The sequence below is a fragment of the Aquiflexum sp. genome, assembly GCF_977115555.1.
Window position 1 is genome coordinate 1 of the sequence record NZ_CDSBKL010000339.1, and the last position, 4,531, is coordinate 4,531.

General features: G+C 41.3%; 2 protein-coding genes. Both read left to right on the forward strand.

Annotated elements, in window-relative coordinates:
• Positions 1–49: 49 nt before the first annotated feature.
• Positions 50–3,130 (forward strand): SusC/RagA family TonB-linked outer membrane protein, encoded by a 3,081-nt coding sequence (locus ACZFYI_RS16160; protein WP_462525162.1) that lies wholly within the window; start codon positions 50–52, stop codon positions 3,128–3,130.
• A gap of 5 nt (positions 3,131–3,135) precedes the next feature.
• A complete protein-coding gene (locus ACZFYI_RS16165) occupies positions 3,136–4,512 on the forward strand; it encodes a RagB/SusD family nutrient uptake outer membrane protein (RefSeq protein ID WP_462525163.1) in 1,377 nt (458 codons plus the stop codon).
• Positions 4,513–4,531 lie beyond the last annotated feature (19 nt).

Consider the following 4,531-nt stretch of genomic DNA (forward strand, 5'->3'; position numbering starts at 1 on the left):
AATTATGACGTGATTTGAGCTAGTTGACAATTAAATCCAAAGTATGCTTATGAAAAAAGTTTTATGGTTAAGTATTGCCTTGCTTATTCATTTTTGTGCCTATGCACAAACAGGAATGATCAAAGGTAAAGTCGTTGATGAGAAGGGTGAATCAATCCCAGGAGTCAATGTATTGAAAGTGGGAACTCTTCTAGGTACAATTACCGACATAGATGGGGTTTTTGCCTTAGAAGGTAAAGAAGGTGATGAACTCAAGCTGAGTTTCGTAGGATTCAAGACTCAATTAGTCAAGGTAAGTTCTAGTCTTCAGGTCGAGGTTACCATGGCATTCGAAATCAGTTCATTGAATGAAGTGGTTGTAGTCGGATATGGAACCGCCACTAAAAAAGAATTGACGGGAGCGGTTTCTCAGGTTAAAGGAGAAGACATAGCCAAAATGAACATGCCTAGGGTAGACCAGGCACTGCAAGGTCAATTGGCCGGTGTCAGTATCTCTTCCAACTCCGGTGCACCCGGAGGTACATCAAATATCAGGATTAGGGGTATAGGGACTTTTGGAAACAACAATCCACTTATATTGGTGGATGGCGTCATCTATGATGCTGCCGGTTTGAATGCGCTGAACCCTGATGATATCGAATCCATCAACGTATTGAAAGACGGTACTGCAGGAATCTATGGTGTCAGAGCAGCCAATGGGGTTGTATTGATTGAAACCAAAAAAGGCTCAGTCAATTCAAAAGCTTCTTTGGATTTTTCAGCTTTCTATGGTGTGCAACAGACGGCTAGGAAACTCGACCTGTTGAATGCCAGGGAGTATGCCATCCTTAAGAATGAAGCTTTTGCAGCAGGAGGTCAAGCCCCTCCTTTCACCAACCCCAATTTGGGAGAAGGTACCAACTGGCAAAATGAGATTTTTGAAAATGCACCGATACAAGATTACAACCTGACAATAACCGGAGGTTCTGCTAAATCTTCCTATTCAATTGGTGGGTCTTATTTTTCTCAACAAGGAATCGTAGGTGGTCCAAAAGCAAATTTTGAGAGGTACAATGCCAGATTGAATTTCATCACTGAATTGGCACCAAAAGTAAAGTTGACCAATGTATTGTTATACACGCACGAATACAGCAATGGCATTGCACAAGGTGGAATCGGTTCTGTGCTCTATAATACAGTGAATGCCTATCCTACAGAGCCTGTTTTCGTTGACGGGAGGTTTTCCTATCTTGATAATGTAGCAGATATCATCAACCCTCTAGCTCAGTTACAAAATACCTATAACGACTCATGGGTGAATAAACTAGTAGGGAAAGAAGAGATTTCATACGAGATAGATGATCATTTCACTTTAGTTGGGAGAGCAGGATATAACTTCGCCCTAGTTGATTTCAAGGCATTCAATCCGTTGGTTTGGTATGGTGCTGGTAAATTTGCCAACTCAGCTGCAAATGCCAATCTCGATCCCGTGATCGTGAATATCGGAAATATCGCAGTGGAAAGAGGCGCCAATGTATTTGAATCAAGAAATACTTTCTTGGATTATAACTTCGAGGCTTTCTTAAACTACAACAGGACTTTTGACAATGTACACAGGATCAGAAGTACTGCCGGTGTTTCTTACTTAGGAAACAGAAGCTTGGGATTGAACGGGACAGGATTCAATATTCCTAACAATTCTCTTGATTATGCTGATATTTCTGCCAATCAGGCGCAGGGAGGATATTTGAACAATGTGGGTTCATTTCAAGGGAGACAAAGACTTACTTCGGTGTTCTTAAGAGGCGAGTATGACTATGAGCAGCGGTATATTTTCTCTGCCATCATAAGAAGAGACGGTTCTACTAACTTTGGTGAAAACAACCGTATCGGATATTTTCCTTCATTTTCCGGAGCATGGGTACTTTCTGAAGAATCTTTTTTCAATTCCAAAATAATTGATTTTATGAAGCTTAGAGCAAGCTTCGGTATTTCTGGAAATGACCAAATCGGACTTTTTAGGTACAGAGGACTCCTCAATGGAGAAGCTACTTATGTATTCAATAATTCACTGCAAAATGGTGCTGCTATCGGAACAACTAGTAATCCTGATCTAAAGTGGGAGACTACCTATCAGACCAATATTGGTTTGGATTTCACTTTGTTTAGGAACTTTGATTTTACGACCAATTATTTTATAAAAAATACCAGAGACCTTCTTTTCCAACCGGAAGTTTCCTCACTTATCGGATCATATGGTCCAGGTGGTGCACCTCCGATCATCAATGCCGGAGACGTATTGAACAGAGGATGGGAATTGGAATTGTCTTATGGAACAAGCCGTCAGACAGGAGTCAATTTCAGAATGGACTATAACGTCACTTTCCTTCATAATGAAGTGACAAAAGTTCCGGATGGATTTGATTTCATACCTGGTGCGGGATTTAGCGTAGGAGGCAATGTGGCCACAAGGTTCCAAAAAGGATTTCCAATCGGATATTTTATAGGATACCAGACTGATGGAATCTTTCAGACTGCGGAGGAAATTGCTTCAAGTCCGGTGGTTCAGCAGGGTGCACAGCCGGGTGACTTGAGATTTGTTGATCAAAACAATGATGGTCAAATCAATTTTGGAGATGAATCTGACAGGACTTTTGTAGGTTCGCCTATTCCGGATGTCATCATGGGTTTCAATTTTGGACTCGATTTCAAAGGGTTTGATTTCTCCGCTAACATTTTCGCAGCCCTTGGTCAGGAAATCATCAGAAACTATGAAAGACAACAGCCTTTTGCCAATCAATTGTCTTACAATATCAACAGATGGACCGGACCGGGAACATCTAATGAAGTTCCTAGACTGACCACAGGGGCAACAAGAAACACTGTATTTTCTGATTTTTATGTAGAAGATGGTTCATACCTGAGATTGAGAAACGTACAGCTGGGTTATACACTGCCTTCTGACATTACAGGCAAGATAGGACTTAGCTCGCTGAGATTTTACTTGGCAGCCAACAACCTTGTAACATTGACCCGTTATATGGGTTACGACCCGGATGTGGGGTCTGGCAATCCTCTTTTTGCAGGAGTTGACGGTGGTATTTATCCCCAAGCCAAAACAATTATGGGCGGTATTAACATTAAATTTTGATTGACATGAAAAGGAAATTAATATTGATTTTGGTCGGCATGAGCGTGTTTTTCTCGTGTGATCAATTACTGGACATAGAACCTGAGTATACCCAAGATGCCGAAAATTTCTTCAATACACCTGAGGATTTCAACAGGGCATTGACTGGTGCATACGATTTGATGCAGACTTCATACCTGATTCAATGGATTGGAGAGATCGCTTCAGATAATTCCATTGCAGGAGGAGAAAGCGTAAATGATTCCCGTGGTTTGCACGAAATAGAAAGTATGACCCATGGTGGTGTCAATAATGAACTACGTGATCTTATGCGTTTTAATTATGCAGGGATTGCGAGGACCAACTACATCTTCGAAAATAAGGATAAGATCAATTTTGATGGCAAAGATCAGATTTTGGCTGAAGCTTCATTTTTGAGAGCATATTATTATTTTGTTTTGGTAAGCTTTTTTGGAGATGTTCCATTAATTGTAGACAAGAGATTGTCTATCAATGAAATTCCAAATACGGACAGGACTCCAAAAGCTCAGGTTTATGAACAAATAGAAAAGGACCTACAGGTAGCTATCAATACACTTCCATGGACAAATCCAACTATTGGAAGGATTACCAAAGGAGCAGCTATGGCATTGATGGGTAAGGTTTTGTTATACCAGGCAAAATATCCCGAGGCAGCAACTGTATTAGGGGATCTGATCACCACCAATCAAGCCGGATATGGGCTTTTCAATGATTACAGCAGGCTGTTTTTTGTGGCCAATGAAAATATCAATGAAGATGTCTTTACCATTCAGTATACTGGACTGGAAGGTGGAGGTTATGGTTGCTTTGTTTGCCTTGAAGGAAATGCCGCAGTCGGTTTTCATGGAATTAGACAATATAACGGCCCACTTTACGGAGATGGGAACAGCTACAACCTTCCGACTCAAGATTTGTACGATGCTTTTGAGGACAACGATCCAAGAAGGGCAGCAACATTATTGGACATAGAGGCGTTTATTGAGGCACAGCCCAATTCGGATGACATTTCCTACGCCATTGGTGGAGGTGGTCATACCGGATTTTACAACAATAAGTACATCAAAAGATTGGACGAAAGAGGATTACCTGATGATGACCTTACGAGTCCATTGAACTACCGAGTGATCAGGTTCGCAGATGTTTTGTTGATGGCAGCAGAAGCTTTTCAGAGAACGGGTGATGATGGCAGGGCAAGAACTGAACTGAACAAAGTCAGGGCTCGGGTAAATATGCCTGCGATCACGAGTGCAGGTACCCAGCTTTTGGAGGATATTCTTACCGAAAGAAGGTTGGAACTTTCTGGAGAGGTATACAGGTTTTTTGACATAGTCAGAACAAGTAAGCTTACTAAAAAAATGTAATGATAAGTGGTTGGCACAC